Origin of the sequence: Cytobacillus sp. FSL M8-0252 (genome assembly GCF_038007345.1) — a bacterium.
In the GTDB taxonomy this organism is placed as follows: domain Bacteria; phylum Bacillota; class Bacilli; order Bacillales; family Cytobacillaceae; genus Cytobacillus; species Cytobacillus kochii.
In genome coordinates this window covers 518339-534699 of the sequence record NZ_JBBOWZ010000001.1, presented here as the reverse complement: position 1 = coordinate 534699, position 16361 = coordinate 518339, and the positions used below count along the sequence as shown (strand labels likewise).

Sequence of the window (16361 nt, the reverse complement as noted above, 5' to 3'; positions counted from 1 at the left end):
TTATTTACAATAATAATGACACATATACATGTAGTTTACATGATTTTTTCATAGACATCAAAGAACACTTTGATTTGTCGGGACAGTAACCTTTTGCGCGCATTCCTTGCTCTTTTTCTCTTTGTCTTGCGTGTATCTTCCTTATGCACGCAATTCCCGGCTCTTTTTCTCTTTCTTTTGCGCGTATCTTCCTTTTGCGCGCAATTCCGGGCTCTTTTTCTCTTTCTCTTGCGCGTATCTTCCTTTTACGCGCAATTCCCGGCTCTTTTTCTCTTTCTCTTGCGCGTATCTTCCTGTTACACGCAATTCCCGGCTCTTTTTCTCTTTCTTTTGCGCGTATCTTCCTTTTGCGCGCAATTCCGGGCTCTTTTTCTTTTTCTTTTGCGCGTATCTTCCTTTTACGCGCAATTCCTTGCTCTCTTTCTTTTTCTTTTGCGCGTATCTTCCTTTTGCGCGCAATTCCCGGCTCTTTTTCTTTTTCTTTTTCGCATATCTTACGTTCCCGCCTAAAACTTTTCAACACTATCTTTTGCCTGTATCTACTATTTAACGGTTATTTCCGTAGAGGCAACTAAAAATAGCTATTTTTAGAAGTTACTTAACATATTTTTGGTTTACGCATCCTAATTTGCATTTGTTTTTTGACAAAAAGAAAACCCGCCTAATGGCGAGCTAAAGTGATAGTTTCTCTAGTAATATACAATATGAAGGATAAACTGATCATTACAGCTATTGGGATAGATTAAACGTAAGGATTTTTGTAAATAATAATGCGTTATATCTCTATCAAGGACTTACAAATTAGTCATGATGTACTTTTTTACGAGGCACAAAACAATTCTACTTGAACCTATAGAACCTAAGTTTTCTACACAAAAAAAAACGAAACAAGTTCCCTGTTTCGATACGTTTCACATATAAAATTAAACTGGCGGTCCGGACGGGACTCGAACCCGCGACCTCCTGCGTGACAGGCAGGCATTCTAACCAACTGAACTACCGGACCAGATTGCGGGGGCAGGATTTGAACCTGCGACCTTCGGGTTATGAGCCCGACGAGCTACCGAACTGCTCCACCCCGCGATAATATTATTTTATAAAAATCATATGCCCGGCAACGTCCTACTCTCACAAGGGGACAGCCCCTAACTACCATCGGCGCTGAGAAGCTTAACTTCCGTGTTCGGTATGGGAACGGGTGTGACCTTCTCGCTATCGCCACCGGACTATGAAATTGTAAGGGAATCGTTCCCTCAAAACTAGGTAATGTTGAAGAAGATATTTATTGAGTAATCGCCTGTTTGGTTAAGTCCTCGATCGATTAGTATTAGTCAGCTACATGTGTCGCCACACTTCCACCTCTAACCTATCAACCTGATCATCTTTCAGGGATCTTACTAGCTTGCGCTATGGGAAATCTCATCTCGAGGGGGGCTTCATGCTTAGATGCTTTCAGCACTTATCCCTTCCGCACATAGCTACCCAGCGATGCCTTTGGCAAGACAACTGGTACACCAGCGGTGCGTCCATCCCGGTCCTCTCGTACTAAGGACAGCTCCTCTCAAATTTCCTGCGCCCACGACGGATAGGGACCGAACTGTCTCACGACGTTCTGAACCCAGCTCGCGTACCGCTTTAATGGGCGAACAGCCCAACCCTTGGGACCGACTACAGCCCCAGGATGCGATGAGCCGACATCGAGGTGCCAAACCTCCCCGTCGATGTGGACTCTTGGGGGAGATAAGCCTGTTATCCCCGGGGTAGCTTTTATCCGTTGAGCGATGGCCCTTCCATGCGGAACCACCGGATCACTAAGCCCGACTTTCGTCCCTGCTCGACTTGTAGGTCTCGCAGTCAAGCTCCCTTGTGCCTTTACACTCTACGAATGATTTCCAACCATTCTGAGGGAACCTTTGGGCGCCTCCGTTACTCTTTAGGAGGCGACCGCCCCAGTCAAACTGCCCACCTGACACTGTCTCCCATCCCGATAAGGGATGTGGGTTAGAATTTCAATACAGCCAGGGTAGTATCCCACCGACGCCTCCACCGAAGCTAGCGCTCCGGCTTCTAAGGCTCCTACCTATCCTGTACAAGCTGTACCAAAATTCAATATCAGGCTACAGTAAAGCTCCACGGGGTCTTTCCGTCCTGTCGCGGGTAACCTGCATCTTCACAGGTACTATAATTTCACCGAGTCTCTCGTTGAGACAGTGCCCAGATCGTTACGCCTTTCGTGCGGGTCGGAACTTACCCGACAAGGAATTTCGCTACCTTAGGACCGTTATAGTTACGGCCGCCGTTTACTGGGGCTTCGATTCAAAGCTTCGCGTGAGCTAACCTCTCCTCTTAACCTTCCAGCACCGGGCAGGCGTCAGCCCCTATACTTCGCCTTGCGGCTTCGCAGAGACCTGTGTTTTTGCTAAACAGTCGCCTGGGCCTATTCACTGCGGCTCATCAAGGCTTTAACACCCTAATGAGCACCCCTTCTCCCGAAGTTACGGGGTCATTTTGCCGAGTTCCTTAACGAGAGTTCTCTCGCTCACCTTAGGATTCTCTCCTCGCCTACCTGTGTCGGTTTGCGGTACGGGCACCTTATTCCTCGCTAGAGGCTTTTCTTGGCAGTGTGGAATCAAGAACTTCGGTACTAAATTTCCCTCGCTATCACAGCTCAAGGTATATGACCATGGGATTTGCCTCATGGTCCCTCTAACTGCTTAGACGCACATCCAATAGTGCGCTTACCCTATCCTCCTGCGTCCCCCCATCACTCAAACAGAATACGGTGGTACAGGAATATCAACCTGTTGTCCATCGCCTACGCTTTTCAGCCTCGGCTTAGGTCCCGACTAACCCTGAGCGGACGAGCCTTCCTCAGGAAACCTTAGGCATTCGGTGGATGGGATTCTCACCCATCTTTCGCTACTCATACCGGCATTCTCACTTCTAAGCGCTCCACCAGTCCTTACGGTCTAGCTTCAACGCCCTTAGAACGCTCTCCTACCACTGAACATCAACGATGTTCAATCCACAGCTTCGGTGATACGTTTAGCCCCGGTACATTTTCGGCGCGGAGTCACTCGACCAGTGAGCTATTACGCACTCTTTAAATGGTGGCTGCTTCTAAGCCAACATCCTGGTTGTCTAAGCAACTCCACATCCTTTTCCACTTAACGTATACTTTGGGACCTTAGCTGGTGGTCTGGGCTGTTTCCCTCTTGACTACGGATCTTATCACTCGCAGTCTGACTCCCATGGATAAATCTTTGGCATTCGGAGTTTGTCTGAATTCGGTAACCCGATGAGGGCCCCTAGTCCAAACAGTGCTCTACCTCCAAGATTCTTACGCATGAGGCTAGCCCTAAAGCTATTTCGGAGAGAACCAGCTATCTCCAAGTTCGATTGGAATTTCTCCGCTACCCACACCTCATCCCCGCACTTTTCAACGTACGTGGGTTCGGGCCTCCATCCAGTGTTACCTGGACTTCACCCTGGACATGGGTAGATCACCTGGTTTCGGGTCTACGACCACATACTCATTCGCCCTATTCAGACTCGCTTTCGCTACGGCTCCGTCTGTCCAACTTAACCTCGCATGTAATCGTAACTCGCCGGTTCATTCTACAAAAGGCACGCTATCACCCATTAACGGGCTCTAACTACTTGTAGGCACACGGTTTCAGGATCTCTTTCACTCCCCTTCCGGGGTGCTTTTCACCTTTCCCTCACGGTACTGGTTCACTATCGGTCACTAGGGAGTATTTAGCCTTGGGAGATGGTCCTCCCTGCTTCCGACGGGATTTCTCGTGTCCCGCCGTACTCAGGATCCACTCTGGAGGGAACGAAGTTTCAACTACAGGGCTTTTACCTCCTATGGCGGGCCTTTCCAGACCTCTTCGTCTATCTCGTTCCTTTGTAACTCCGTATAGAATGTCCTACAACCCCAAGAGGCAAGCCTCTTGGTTTGGGCTAATCCCGTTTCGCTCGCCGCTACTCAGGGAATCGCGTTTGCTTTCTCTTCCTCCGGGTACTTAGATGTTTCAGTTCCCCGGGTCTGCCTTCCATACCCTATGTATTCAGGTATGGATCCTATCCCATAACGGATAGGGGGTTTCCCCATTCGGAAATCTCCGGATCAAAGCTTACTTACAGCTCCCCGAAGCATATCGGTGTTAGTCCCGTCCTTCATCGGCTCCTAGTGCCAAGGCATTCACCGTGCGCCCTTATTAACTTAACCATTGTTCGGCTTGCGATAAGCTACGCATTTCGGCGTCAGCTCACTCGTCAACATCCTCATGTGCACAAGACGCACACTCCGGTGTTTCCTCGCTCGCTTCCTTGAACTGCTTGCTTCTCACAACCCTCACGGTTGTGTGTTTTTAAAAAAAGTTTAGTATCTCTACTCTATTACTATTATATAGAGAGAAAATAACTAAGGTGGCGATTACTCGGTAATCTTCTTCATTACATTATCTAGTTTTCAAAGAACGATTGAAATGAGAGATTATACTCTCAAAACTGAACGAACAGTCTAACATCAAGTTAATTCCGTATATTCCTTAGAAAGGAGGTGATCCAGCCGCACCTTCCGATACGGCTACCTTGTTACGACTTCACCCCAATCATCTGTCCCACCTTAGGCGGCTGGCTCCAAAAGGTTACCCCACCGACTTCGGGTGTTACAAACTCTCGTGGTGTGACGGGCGGTGTGTACAAGGCCCGGGAACGTATTCACCGCGGCATGCTGATCCGCGATTACTAGCGATTCCGGCTTCATGTAGGCGAGTTGCAGCCTACAATCCGAACTGAGAATGGTTTTATGGGATTGGCTAAACCTCGCGGTCTTGCAGCCCTTTGTACCATCCATTGTAGCACGTGTGTAGCCCAGGTCATAAGGGGCATGATGATTTGACGTCATCCCCACCTTCCTCCGGTTTGTCACCGGCAGTCACCTTAGAGTGCCCAACTAAATGCTGGCAACTAAGATCAAGGGTTGCGCTCGTTGCGGGACTTAACCCAACATCTCACGACACGAGCTGACGACAACCATGCACCACCTGTCACTCTGTCCCCCGAAGGGGAAAGTCCTATCTCTAGGATTGTCAGAGGATGTCAAGACCTGGTAAGGTTCTTCGCGTTGCTTCGAATTAAACCACATGCTCCACCGCTTGTGCGGGCCCCCGTCAATTCCTTTGAGTTTCAACCTTGCGGTCGTACTCCCCAGGCGGAGTGCTTAATGCGTTTGCTGCAGCACTAAAGGGCGGAAACCCTCTAACACTTAGCACTCATCGTTTACGGCGTGGACTACCAGGGTATCTAATCCTGTTTGCTCCCCACGCTTTCGCGCCTCAGCGTCAGTTACAGACCAGAAAGTCGCCTTCGCCACTGGTGTTCCTCCAAATCTCTACGCATTTCACCGCTACACTTGGAATTCCACTTTCCTCTTCTGCACTCAAGTTCCCCAGTTTCCAATGACCCTCCACGGTTGAGCCGTGGGCTTTCACATCAGACTTAAGGAACCGCCTGCGCGCGCTTTACGCCCAATAATTCCGGACAACGCTTGCCACCTACGTATTACCGCGGCTGCTGGCACGTAGTTAGCCGTGGCTTTCTGGTTAGGTACCGTCAAGGTACCGGCAGTTACTCCGGTACTTGTTCTTCCCTAACAACAGAGTTTTACGATCCGAAAACCTTCATCACTCACGCGGCGTTGCTCCGTCAGACTTTCGTCCATTGCGGAAGATTCCCTACTGCTGCCTCCCGTAGGAGTCTGGGCCGTGTCTCAGTCCCAGTGTGGCCGATCACCCTCTCAGGTCGGCTACGCATCGTCGCCTTGGTGAGCCGTTACCTCACCAACTAGCTAATGCGCCGCGGGCCCATCTGTAAGTGATAGCAGAACCATCTTTCAATCTAATTATATGTATAAATAGATATTATCCGGTATTAGCCCCGGTTTCCCGGAGTTATCCCAGTCTTACAGGCAGGTTGCCCACGTGTTACTCACCCGTCCGCCGCTAATCTTTGGGAGCAAGCTCCCTCAGATTCGCTCGACTTGCATGTATTAGGCACGCCGCCAGCGTTCGTCCTGAGCCAGGATCAAACTCTCCAATAAAGTGTTTGATTAGCTCATTTGCACCTATGGTGCTTTGTTGCTGATAAATCAGCTTTTTTTAGAATTACGCTTGACGTTTTACGTTCGTTCAGTTTTCAAAGAACAATCTTTTCGGTAATGGAGCGGGTGAAGGGAATCGAACCCTCATCATCAGCTTGGAAGGCTGAGGTTTTACCACTAAACTACACCCGCATTTAATTAATTTGTTGGTTTTGCATGGTCGGGAAGACAGGATTCGAACCTGCGACCCCTTGGTCCCAAACCAAGTGCTCTACCAAGCTGAGCTACTTCCCGTAAGTATATGGCGCGCCCGAGAGGAGTCGAACCCCTAACCTTTTGATCCGTAGTCAAACGCTCTATCCAATTGAGCTACGGGCGCCTTGAAGCAACTCTATTATAATATCATACTAATTTTAATGAGTCAAGTATTTTTTTAAATCTTTTTGGTGCGGCCGAGAGGACTTGAACCTCCACGGGTTATTCACCCACTAGGCCCTCAACCTAGCGCGTCTGCCATTCCGCCACGACCGCATAAATTGTTTAAGATGAGCCATGAAGGACTCGAACCTTCGACCCTCTGATTAAAAGTCAGATGCTCTACCAACTGAGCTAATGGCTCATAAAAATGGCTGGGCTAGCAGGGATCGAACCTGCGAATGACGGAATCAAAATCCGTTGCCTTACCGCTTGGCTATAGCCCATTATTAAGATATGGCGGTCCGGACGGGACTCGAACCCGCGACCTCCTGCGTGACAGGCAGGCATTCTAACCAACTGAACTACCGGACCTAACCTTTAAAAAGATGACCCCTACGGGATTCGAACCCGTGTTACCGCCGTGAAAGGGCGGTGTCTTAACCGCTTGACCAAGGGGCCATAACATAAAAAAAGAAAAACAAATATGTATATAAGAATGGCGGAGAAGGAGGGATTTGAACCCTCGCGCCAGTTGCCCGACCTACACCCTTAGCAGGGGCGCCTCTTCAGCCACTTGAGTACTTCTCCAAAATGGCTCCGCAGGTAGGATTCGAACCTACGACCGTTCGGTTAACAGCCGAATGCTCTACCACTGAGCTACTGCGGAATATGTTAAAAGAGAATATGTAGTCAACAAGCACTGCCTTATCGACTCTTTAAATTATAATTACCACCATGTAAAAAGTCAAGCATGAATTTCAATTATTTTTATCAGTAGATATTAACACTAATTTGCCCATACATTGGCCACATCTATACTTGTTTGTGTTTATTCGACGTTTCCTTCTATAGAGTTGATTGCACTGGTTGCATTTATACATAATGTAAGAAACTTTCTGAGGTAAAGACGAACAATGCCTTGGTGCACCTACTTTAGCCATTAGCCTCCGAAAATCACTATCTCGATGTTGATAGCCTGCCCCAGCCAAATGCAGATGGTAATGACATAGTTCATGTTTAATAATACCAACTAATTCTTCCATTCCTAGATGCTGATAATATGTCGGATTAATTTCAATGCGGTGATCAGACAGCATATATCGTCCTCCGGTTGTTCTTAATCTACTATTGAATTTCGCTGTATGACGAAAAGGAAGATCGAACCACCTCAAAGATACCTCTTCAACTAACCTTTGTAATTCCTTATCACTCATTTCTTCACTCCTTTCAAGGATAAAATTAGCACGTGACAACCTATAAGCGCATACAATTGATATACATTAGCATAGCATAAAGGACCGTGGAAAGTGAGAGAAAGGAGGCTATTCCATGCCTGTTTGGTTACAGAACCAAATGAAACGTGCTTTCTTAGAGAAGGACCGTTATCAAATCAAATTATTGAATCAATGCTGGTACTTTTATAGAAAGAAGCATTGTTCTGGTACGTAGGAAACTCCTTCTCAAACCCACAATGATTTACATAAAAAGCCGTTGGAAAAATCCCACGGCTTTTTATGCTTATTTATTGACCTTGTTGGAGCATGGTTAACGCTACTCTGCCTTTTTGTTGATCAACCGAATCGACCCATACAGTCACAACATCACCAACAGATACGACATCTAACGGATGTTTCACAAACCGATTACTTAGCTTTGAGATATGGACTAAACCATCTTGCTTCACGCCAATATCTACAAAAGCTCCGAAATCAACTACATTTCGGACGGTCCCTTGAAGTTCCATCCCTTCCTTCAAATCATCCAGCTTTAATACTTCTTTCTTTAATAGCGGAGCAGGTAATTCATCCCTAGGGTCTCGACCAGGTTTCATTAATGCATCAATTATATCCTTGAGCGTTAATTCACCAATATTTAATTCTTCTGCTGTTTCTTTTATAGATAACTGGCTTAACGCTTCTATTAATTGTGCAGAGCCTAAATGGTTAGAATTCATCTTTAACATTTTAAGCAATTTACTTACTTCCCCATAGGTTTCAGGGTGAATCGATGTTCTGTCTAATGCTTCCTCTCCATCAACAATTCGCAAGAATCCAATGGCTTGCTCGTACGTCTTCGCGCCTAAGCGAGGAATTTTCTTTAATTGTTTCCGATTAGTAAATTTGCCTTCTTCTTCTCTTTTCTTAACAATATTCGTTGCGACAGCCTTCGATAAACCAGCTACATGTTGTAATAGTGACGGAGAGGCTGTGTTCACATTCACTCCAACTTGGTTTACAGCCGTCTCGACAACAAAATCTAATGATTCCGTTAACCTTTTTTGAGAGACATCATGTTGGTATTGACCGACACCAACTGATTTAGGGTCAATTTTTACTAGTTCAGCAAGTGGATCTTGTAGTCTCCTCCCGATTGAAACAGCGCTTCTTTCTTCAACTTGAAAGTCAGGGAATTCTTCACGTGCAATATCAGATGCGGAATAGACACTTGCCCCCGCTTCATTTACGATTAAATAATAGATTTCTTCATTCAATTCTTTCAGCAAGTCAGCAATAAACTGTTCTGTCTCTCTTGATGCCGTTCCATTACCTATAGCCACCATCTTCACTTCATATGCTTTGAGCATGGAAAGGACTTTGTCTTTGGCTACACCTAATTTAGAAACAGGCGGATGAGGATAGATAACATCAATCTTTAATACCTTACCTGTTTCATCAATGACCGCTAATTTGCAGCCTGTACGATAAGCTGGATCTACCGCAAGGACGACTTTCCCTTTTAGTGGTGGTTGTAAAAGGAGATTCTTAAGATTTTCAGAGAAAATTTTAATCGCCTGTTCCTCACCTTTTTCGGTTAGTTCAGCCCTTAATTCTCTTTCAATTGATGGTTGAATTAAGCGTTTATAACCATCTTCAATCGCTTCTTCCACAAATGGTGCATTGATATGTTTTGATACAGTGATCCATTTTCGATTTAAATACTGTAAAATTGGCTCTTGTTCCACCTTAATACTGACTTTAAGTACGCCTTCTTTTTCCCCACGATTTAATGCTAGTATACGGTGAGGAACAATTTTACCTACGTTTTCACTATATTCATAATACATCTCATACACATGCTTTTCGTCGATGCTTTCATCTTTAACAGCTGATTCAATAATTCCTTGTTTATATGTTTTTTCGCGAATCCATTTCCTACTTTGCGCATCATCAGATACCATTTCTGCAATAATATCTCGCGCCCCCTGAAGCGCTTCTTCAACTGTTGTGACACCTTTTTCCTCATTTAGGAAGTGTGTTGCTTTTTCTTCAGGCGTATCATCATTTTGATAGGATAATAACCAAGTAGCTAATGGTTCTAGCTCTTTTTCTTTCGCTACGGTTGCTTTTGTTCTTCTTTTTTGTTTGTACGGACGATATAAATCTTCTACTTCCTGCAATTTCTCCGCTTTTTCTATTTGATTAGATAATTCCGGGGTTAATTTCCCTTGCTCTTCTATTAACCTAAGTACTTCTTGTTTTCTCTGCTTCACGTTTTGTATGTATTGCCATCTTTCAACAATATCTTTGATTTGTACTTCATTTAACGCACCAGTCATTTCTTTTCGATAACGCGCAATAAACGGAACGGTATTTCCTTCTTCAATTAACGCGATGGTTCGATCAATTTGTTTTGTGGATAATGAAAATTCTTTTGCTATTCGTCCAAAAATATCTTTCTTATCATCCATGTCTCTTCACCTTCCTGAGTGCAAACTGTACTATTGCTTTATTCTACCAAAATTTTAAAGGTAAAGCATTTTTGGCTATAGCCCCGTCTTGATTCGTGTTTTAAAGAGCAAAAAAAAGCTTGCTGATTGAAACAATCATTGCAAGCTTCCGATTATAAATGTTGCATCGTCTATAAGATTCATGTTCTGCGCCCTAATTAACTTCGCAGTTGCTTCGATTGGTAAATATTTATTCATCAGTTTTTTTATACCAGAAATGGGGTATCCATCTGAAAACATCAAGAATTTAATTCCGTTTGTATAATCAAAACGGTGAATTTTAAATGCTTGACGCTTTCCTGACAAATAACCCGATGTTGGCAGTGGGTAAATGAGCTTCTCAGTATCCCCATAAAAGAAAAAACGAATATTTCCAGTACAACAGTAGGCTAATTCTTTTGTGTGAAAATTAATCTTAATCACACCTACCGCAGCGCCTCTTTTATGTAAAAGTGACTGATTACTTAAATCCATAATGGTTGAAATATCTAAATCGTGATTTTCTCTAACGGTATTGACAACAGCAGATGAAGCTTCATTTGCATATTCTCCACTACCTAAACCATCAGCTAATACACAAATAAAATAATCATCAGTTGTGTGATAATAAAAAGAATCACCACAAACGGACTGACCACGTTTAGCAAGCTGATCGGTAATGACGTCCATTTGATGTGGATCATTCATCATAGAATATACTCCGAACCTTCATTTTCAGCATGGATGGCTTCTTGCAATTTTTTAATTGCTCTTCTTTGCAGCCTTGATACATGCATTTGAGAAATATCCAGTCTTTCCCCTGTTTCTTTTTGGCTTAGATTTTCTAGGAATGTAAACTGGATAACTTGTTTCTCTCGATCTGATAAAACATGCAACACTTTTTCAAGTACGAGCATTTGATTGACTTTTTCATAGCCATCATCCACATTACCGACAATATCCAGGAGCGTAACAGTACCACCGTCGGAATCAGCTTCAATGGAATGGTCAACTGATAACGCCTGATAACTTTTGCCCATCTCCATTGCTTCTAAAACTTCTTCTTCTGTTACTTCTAGAGCATCCGCAATTTCCTCGACCTTAGGCGAACGTTGCAAAGTAGTTGTTAATTCTTCCGCCGTAGCTTTGATCTTTGGCCCTAATTCTTTTATTCGTCTCGGTACATGCACGCTCCAGGTTTTGTCGCGTAAGAAACGTTTAATCTCACCGATGATTGTCGGAATAGCAAATGCTTCAAACGTTTTGCCAAAAGAAGCGTCATATCTACGAATCGCACCAAGTAGTCCAATCACACCTACTTGAACAATATCTTCGTGATAAGGTCTACCTTTAGAGTATTTTCGTGCGATGGATTCAACCAATTTGTAATACTGTTCAACAAGTTGTTCCTGTGCGTATTCGTCCTGATGTAATTGATATTGTTGTATGAGATCATTAATCTCTTCTTTTGATCGTTGTTTAGGTTGAGATTGCTTCTGCATCACTCTCCACCTGCTCTCCTTCTAGGTACTTAGTCATAAAGACTGTTACACCTTTTTGATGATGAATTTTCACTTCATCCATTAATGTTTCTATTAGGTAAAGGCCTAATCCTCCTTCTCGTAAAAATTCAACAGAATCATTTGCTTGATAAGGACCTGCACTGTCTCTTGCTTGTTGAAAATCCAAGCTCTCACCTTCATCCGCAACCATGACTTCTAATTTATTTTTATAAAGGCCGAATCCTACAAGCACTTCACCATTTTCGTTGTTTTTGTATGCATGCTGAACTGCATTTGTACAAGCTTCACTCGTTGCAATCTTCAAATCTTCAATTTCGTCATAGTTAAATCCCATTCTACTGGCAATACCAGATAAGGTTAATCTAATAATACCGACGTATTCCGGCTTCGATGGGATTTTCATCTCAATGTAGTCGTACGACTCGGTCATTTCTTTTCACCTTCCATTTTGGTGCTGATATCAATAATGTCAGCAAGACCAGTAATTTCGAACAGCCTTTTTAAACGACTAGAAAGCCCAATGATTTTAAATTGACCATCGTGCGCACGTACATTTTTGAAAAGTCCTACAAAAACACCTAAGCCGGTGCTATCCATATAGGATACACCCGAAAGATCAACAATCATCTCCACATTATCTTTTTCAGAAAGCGGAATAAGTTCTTTCTTTAATTCTGGTGCAGTGTATACATCAATCTCTCCACCTACAGTTACCTCAGTAATATTTTGATTATGATTTACATCTATATTAATGTTCATATTTTGCCCACCTTTTAGGAATAGCTGGTTACTCCTCATTTACCCTTTTAATTTTAGCTTAAACATTTCTTCTTAATATAATTAAAGTAAAATCATCCCTTAATTGGAAATCTTGTAATTTTTCAAGTTCTTTATATACGTTTTGCACAATATTTTGTGCTTTTAAGTGTATGTTTTTCTCAATTAAGGCTAATAATTCTTCTCTTTCAATAAAGCCTTCTTTTGTTCTTGATTCAGTTACGCCATCAGACATCAAAATAATCATATCCCCAGGCATCACTTCTTTTTCATACTTTCTATATTTCGTGTTCTTTTCAATACCTAATAATAGACCCTTTGCAGGCAACTCAGAAAATGTCTGTGTTTCCGCATGATAAAACAAGCCTGGTTCGTGCCCAGCAGAGGCATAGGAAAAGATATGATGATCGATATGATATGTGCCATAAAACATCGTAATAAACATCGTTAAATCAACATTTTGTTCCACAACACGATTTAGATTCTCCAACACCAGAGTAGGCGTTTTACGATTTTCTGGTAAACTGTCCATAGCATATTTAATCATAGACATACAAAGGGCTGCTGGTAGCCCTTTTCCAATAACATCAGCTATTGCGATGCTCACACTATTATTTTCATCCTCAACAAAATTAAAATAATCACCATTCATATGTTTTGCTGGGACGCTGATTGCTCCAATATCCATGTCTTTTTTACATGGAATCTCTGTCCCAAGCAATGTTTTTTGCACATTAGCCGCGATTTCCATTTCGGTTCTTAATTCCTGTTGAATATGCTTTAAATTTTGGTGTTCGCGGTAAGCAAAACCATATGCCACCATCACTTCAAGCAGTATATCAAAAGACTCCTGCATTCTATCGTTAAATTTTTCTGGAAACATCTCAGCCATAATATTTCTATGGATGCTGACAATTTCCTCTGGAGGAATGTTCCGTTCAATTGCATTCCTACTTAACTTTTGTCCTTGATATAATGCCTGCTCTGAGCGGTCAGCTAAATAATTCGTTAATATCTCTCTATATTTGGACTCCAATTTCTGTCTGAAATCCATCTCAAGTTCCCCCTAACGGAGCCATTTAATCGCCCTTATATCTGTACCTTCACCCGGGCTTGAATCTATTTGAAAATCATCCATCAGTCTTTTTACCCCTGGGAGACCTGCTCCTAGTCCGCCCGATGTCGAATATCCATCCTCCATTACTTGGCGCAAATCTTTAATACCTGGACCACTATCAATCGATAATAGTCTTAGTCCCGTTTTGCCATTCTCATAGAGCTTCTCTATACAAATTTGACCTTGACCTGCATATAAGAATATGTTTCTCGCAAGTTCACTTATTGCTGTTGTAATTCTTGCTTGGTCAACCGTCCCAAAGCCCAGCTCTTTTGCAACATTTCTACCAAGCTGACGCGCTGAAACGATATCCCATTCATTGATTATTTTAACGCAGGATTGGTTGTCCATTCGGCTATTCCCCCAATTCCTGTTGTAATTTCTCCAAACCTTTTTCTAAATCTAGGGCGGTCAATACATTATTCAGACCGATTCCTAATTCAGTTAACGTAATTGCTACTGCTGGTTGAATGCCTGTAATGACAACTTTAGCACCCATTAAATGGGACATTTCAATCACATCACCTAATACTTTAGCGATAAAAGAATCAATAAAATCTATTGATGTTAAATCGATTACAACACCATTTGCACTCGTATCATGTATTTTCTTTAACAAGTCTTCTTGAAATTGAAGTGCCGTCTGGTCATCTAGTTCCCATTGAATAGAAACAAGTAAACAATCATGTAGTTTTAAAATCGGAATTCTCAAAACGTCACCCCTCCAATGGCACAATTTTACGTTTAGTCATTTCCAATGCTGCTTCTACGCCAGATTTCATTGTATTTTTCGTAATAATTCGGTTTAAGTCGATACCAAGGCTCACAATCGTTTGCGCAATTTCCGACCGAATACCTACAAGCATGCATTTTGCGCCTACTAAGTGGACTGCATCTGCTGCTTGGATAATATGGTGAGCAACCATTGTATCAACAACAGGGACACCTGTAATATCAATCAAGACAACTTCTGAACGATGTTTTACCACACCTTGAAGAAGGTTTTCCATAATTTGCTTCGCTCGTTCTGTATCGATCATCCCAATTAATGGCATAACTGTAATGCCTTCAAATACAGGAATTAAAGGTGCCGATAGTTCTTGCAATGCAATCTTTTGATTAGCGATCGTTCTTTCCCAAGAAACAGTGTAATCATTAATTATTTCACTATTCATCGCTTTTAACCAATGATTCAAATCATGCATCACTTTCGCTTCATTCTCTGGACGAATATACTTATCTTTGACCATTTCATCAAATACAACATCGCCCAGTACATCTAGAGCATTTACGACAAAACGTAGAGGCCAGCCTAAACTGACAATTCTATCTGAAAAATTCTCTGATTGACGCTCATACTCGTCCTTTTTGCCAGAAATTTTCAAGATAGCGAGCTCCACTAACTCTCTTCCATATGTCTCGAAGTTTTGATCTAGGATGACATTGGTAATTGTTTCGTCAGAATCCTCTTTTAATCGGTTCAACCATTCTTTAAAAATATCTTCTTTATTGTGTTGAATATATTTCAAAGTCATTTGTCTTCCCTTACCTCCTATACTAGCACATCTATTGGTTAGTTTTTCCTTATTATCATTGATTGTAAAAAAATCTACATGATTGTAAAAAATCCAGCAAAAATCTACATCTATTGCCTTATATTATAACGCTTTCTATTTGAAACGTCTTTAACAATATATCCAAATTAAGTGTGTACCCTTTTTTGCTTATTATCAAACCTAAAACATTAAATTCCTTTTATTTCTTTTTGTTCAGAATAATATCTCAAATATAAAATTGGGGGATTTAAAGTTTAAGCCCGTTTCAATAAGTGTATTACATATATTAATAAGTCCTATCATTACAATAAATGGACTTGTTTAAGATTAGGAAGCATATAAAAAAACGCCCCAACTTTTTTGAGCGTTTTCTAAAATTCTATAAGACCTAAACTGACTTGTAAGGCTTCATTTACCTTATCCATCATTTCGTCATCAAGATGGGTGATTTTATCGGTTAATCTCTGCTTATCAATTGTACGAATTTGTTCTAACAATATTACTGAATCTCTTTCAAAAGCATATCGCTTCGCATCAATTTCAACGTGAGTAGGCAGCTTTGCTTTTTGAATCTGAGCGGTAATTGCTGCGATGATTACTGTGGGACTAAACCGATTCCCGATGTCGTTTTGTATAACAAGTACTGGACGGACACCGCCTTGTTCTGAGCCAACAACTGGGGATAGGTCTGCAAAATAAACGTCACCACGTTTAACAATCAAAGGATCAGCCTCCGCTTACAAGACGTTCAACTGCGTTTTCTGCCTCGTATTCCGCTTGAAATGCTTCAGATGCTATCGTCAAGTTTAATTTTGCCATTTCCATGTAACCACGTCTCATGGACTCACGAATATGTCTTTTCTTCCGTTCACGCAAATACATTTTCGTTGCTTGATAAATAAACTCACTTCTGTTTACGTTCTCTTGCTTCGCATAACCATCTAATTCCGTTAATAGATGTTGCGGCAGCTTCACCACTATTTCTGTTGTTGCGCTGGATTCAGACACAAACATACACCTCCACCATCACTACACACCATATTTTTTATATCTACCAATTTTCATATTACCATTATTCTCTTAGGCTGCAAAGGGGGTTTTTTATTTAGTAAGAAATTATCCATAAAAACAGTTGCATTTTCTTTCAATGTCTTCC

Annotated in this window: 14 protein-coding genes, 12 tRNA genes and 3 rRNA genes; 1 reads left to right on the top strand and 28 read right to left on the bottom strand. The window is 42.3% G+C overall.

Features of this window, described 5'->3' with window-relative positions; all coding sequences use genetic code 11:
• Positions 1-141: 141 nt before the first annotated feature.
• From MKX83_RS02830 to MKX83_RS02750, 17 genes are all read right to left on the bottom strand, one after another.
• Positions 142-459: a hypothetical protein gene (locus tag MKX83_RS02830; protein ID WP_341053908.1), complete on the bottom strand. Its 318-nt coding sequence runs from the start codon at positions 457-459 to the stop codon at positions 142-144.
• 470 nt (positions 460-929) lie between these two features.
• A tRNA-Asp gene (locus tag MKX83_RS02825) sits at positions 930-1006 on the bottom strand.
• 3 nt (positions 1007-1009) lie between these two features.
• A tRNA-Met gene (locus MKX83_RS02820) sits at positions 1010-1083 on the bottom strand.
• A gap of 26 nt (positions 1084-1109) precedes the next feature.
• A 5S ribosomal RNA gene (gene rrf / locus MKX83_RS02815) occupies positions 1110-1226 on the bottom strand.
• A 75-nt stretch (positions 1227-1301) separates the two neighbouring features.
• Positions 1302-4234, bottom strand: a 23S ribosomal RNA gene (locus MKX83_RS02810).
• 326 nt (positions 4235-4560) lie between these two features.
• Positions 4561-6109, bottom strand: a 16S ribosomal RNA gene (locus tag MKX83_RS02805).
• Together the 16S, 23S and 5S rRNA genes with 12 tRNA genes alongside form the textbook arrangement of a ribosomal RNA operon.
• Positions 6110-6227: 118 nt before the next feature.
• Positions 6228-6301 (bottom strand) — tRNA-Gly (locus MKX83_RS02800).
• A gap of 25 nt (positions 6302-6326) precedes the next feature.
• Positions 6327-6403, bottom strand: a tRNA-Pro gene (locus tag MKX83_RS02795).
• 8 nt (positions 6404-6411) lie between these two features.
• Positions 6412-6488: transfer RNA gene (locus MKX83_RS02790), tRNA-Arg, on the bottom strand.
• Between the two features lie 65 nt (positions 6489-6553).
• A tRNA-Leu gene (locus MKX83_RS02785) sits at positions 6554-6640 on the bottom strand.
• Positions 6641-6655: 15 nt separating this feature from the next.
• Positions 6656-6728 (bottom strand) — tRNA-Lys (locus tag MKX83_RS02780).
• Positions 6729-6735: 7 nt separating this feature from the next.
• Positions 6736-6810: transfer RNA gene (locus MKX83_RS02775), tRNA-Gln, on the bottom strand.
• An 11-nt stretch (positions 6811-6821) separates the two neighbouring features.
• Positions 6822-6898 (bottom strand) — tRNA-Asp (locus MKX83_RS02770).
• Between the two features lie 15 nt (positions 6899-6913).
• A tRNA-Glu gene (locus tag MKX83_RS02765) sits at positions 6914-6985 on the bottom strand.
• Between the two features lie 38 nt (positions 6986-7023).
• Positions 7024-7114, bottom strand: a tRNA-Ser gene (locus MKX83_RS02760).
• A gap of 4 nt (positions 7115-7118) precedes the next feature.
• Positions 7119-7193: transfer RNA gene (locus MKX83_RS02755), tRNA-Asn, on the bottom strand.
• Positions 7194-7284: 91 nt separating this feature from the next.
• Complete coding sequence (locus MKX83_RS02750) at positions 7285-7740, bottom strand: SprT family protein (RefSeq protein WP_095370815.1); 456 nt, start codon at positions 7738-7740, stop codon at positions 7285-7287.
• 115 nt (positions 7741-7855) lie between these two features.
• On the opposite strand from MKX83_RS02750, the gene cmpA reads away from it, so the two are divergent.
• The gene (gene cmpA, locus MKX83_RS02745) at positions 7856-7975 is read left to right on the top strand and encodes a cortex morphogenetic protein CmpA (protein ID WP_095370816.1); all 120 of its coding nucleotides are present in this window, start codon (positions 7856-7858) and stop codon (positions 7973-7975) included.
• A 73-nt stretch (positions 7976-8048) separates the two neighbouring features.
• On the opposite strand, the gene MKX83_RS02740 is transcribed toward cmpA, so the two are convergent.
• The 11 genes from MKX83_RS02740 to MKX83_RS02690 all read right to left on the bottom strand — a co-directional run bounded on the left by MKX83_RS02740 (position 8049) and on the right by MKX83_RS02690 (position 16213).
• Positions 8049-10214, bottom strand: a complete 2166-nt coding sequence (locus MKX83_RS02740; protein ID WP_095370817.1) for a Tex family protein — start codon at positions 10212-10214, stop codon at positions 8049-8051.
• Between the two features lie 135 nt (positions 10215-10349).
• Positions 10350-10943 (bottom strand): PP2C family serine/threonine-protein phosphatase, encoded by a 594-nt coding sequence (locus MKX83_RS02735; RefSeq protein WP_224938125.1) that lies wholly within the window; start codon positions 10941-10943, stop codon positions 10350-10352.
• Positions 10940-11734 (bottom strand): RNA polymerase sigma factor SigB, encoded by a 795-nt coding sequence (gene sigB / locus MKX83_RS02730; protein ID WP_095370818.1) that lies wholly within the window; start codon positions 11732-11734, stop codon positions 10940-10942. Before sigB ends, MKX83_RS02735 begins: the two co-directional genes overlap by 4 nt.
• Positions 11712-12185: an anti-sigma B factor RsbW gene (gene rsbW, locus MKX83_RS02725; RefSeq protein WP_095370819.1), complete on the bottom strand. Its 474-nt coding sequence runs from the start codon at positions 12183-12185 to the stop codon at positions 11712-11714. The genes sigB and rsbW overlap by 23 nt, the downstream gene beginning before the upstream one ends.
• Positions 12182-12514 carry an anti-sigma factor antagonist gene (locus MKX83_RS02720; protein WP_095370820.1) on the bottom strand — a complete coding sequence of 111 codons (333 nt, stop codon included), beginning with the start codon at positions 12512-12514 and terminating at the stop codon, positions 12182-12184. Before MKX83_RS02720 ends, rsbW begins: the two co-directional genes overlap by 4 nt.
• A gap of 58 nt (positions 12515-12572) precedes the next feature.
• Positions 12573-13586: a PP2C family protein-serine/threonine phosphatase gene (locus MKX83_RS02715; RefSeq protein ID WP_095370821.1), complete on the bottom strand. Its 1014-nt coding sequence runs from the start codon at positions 13584-13586 to the stop codon at positions 12573-12575.
• A 12-nt stretch (positions 13587-13598) separates the two neighbouring features.
• Entirely contained in the window at positions 13599-14000 is a 402-nt protein-coding gene (locus MKX83_RS02710) for an anti-sigma regulatory factor (protein WP_095370822.1), read from the bottom strand.
• Between the two features lie 4 nt (positions 14001-14004).
• The gene (locus MKX83_RS02705) at positions 14005-14361 is read right to left on the bottom strand and encodes an STAS domain-containing protein (RefSeq protein WP_066192954.1); all 357 of its coding nucleotides are present in this window, start codon (positions 14359-14361) and stop codon (positions 14005-14007) included.
• 4 nt (positions 14362-14365) lie between these two features.
• Entirely contained in the window at positions 14366-15184 is an 819-nt protein-coding gene (locus MKX83_RS02700; protein ID WP_095370823.1) for an STAS domain-containing protein, read from the bottom strand.
• Between the two features lie 392 nt (positions 15185-15576).
• Entirely contained in the window at positions 15577-15927 is a 351-nt protein-coding gene (locus tag MKX83_RS02695; protein ID WP_095370824.1) for a type II toxin-antitoxin system PemK/MazF family toxin, read from the bottom strand.
• Between the two features lie 4 nt (positions 15928-15931).
• Positions 15932-16213 (bottom strand): CopG family ribbon-helix-helix protein, encoded by a 282-nt coding sequence (locus MKX83_RS02690; RefSeq protein ID WP_095373546.1) that lies wholly within the window; start codon positions 16211-16213, stop codon positions 15932-15934.
• Positions 16214-16361 lie beyond the last annotated feature (148 nt).